This window comes from Kitasatospora sp. NPDC088391, from assembly GCF_044753345.1.
GTDB lineage: Bacteria > Actinomycetota > Actinomycetes > Streptomycetales > Streptomycetaceae > Kitasatospora.
Map to the genome: position 1 here is coordinate 148,886 of NZ_JBIVNB010000003.1, position 463 is coordinate 149,348.

A 463-nucleotide genomic window follows, 5' to 3' on the forward strand; every position below is an offset into this window, starting at 1 on the left:
CCCCCCGCCCCCCCCCCCCCCCCCGGGGGGGGGGGGGGGGGGGGGGGGGGGGGGGGCGGCCCCCCCCGCCCCGGCCCCCCCCCCCCGACCGGCGCTCAGCGGCCGGTGACGTTGATGTACGTGACGTTCAGGCCCGGGCTGAAGGTCCGCGTCTTCCAGCTGGAGAAGTAGACGGTCGTGTTGGACCCGCCCCAGACTCCGCCGTAGGAACCGCTGTTGTTGCCCGAGTCGACCTGGTACACGTCGTAGATGCCGACGCCGGTGTAGCCGTCGCCGGCGAAGCAGACCTTGGGCGGGTAGTTCCACAGCGTGAAGAAGTCGCTGCGGGAATTGCACGTGCTGGTGTCCACCCGGTCGAGGGGGGGGGCGGGGGGCGGCCCCCCCCCCCCCCCGCCGCGGGGGGGGGGGCCCCCCCCGGGGGGGGGCGGGCCCCCCGGGGGTAGGTGCAGTGTTGGGACAAAAA

Annotated in this window: 1 protein-coding gene; it reads right to left on the reverse strand. The window is 76.5% G+C overall.

Annotated elements, in window-relative coordinates:
* Nucleotides 1-95: 95 nt before the first annotated feature.
* Nucleotides 96-350, reverse strand: coding sequence for a beta/gamma crystallin domain-containing protein (locus ACIQBJ_RS09365; RefSeq protein ID WP_400706216.1), 255 nt, complete (start codon nucleotides 348-350; stop codon nucleotides 96-98).
* Nucleotides 351-463: the final 113 nt, after the last annotated feature.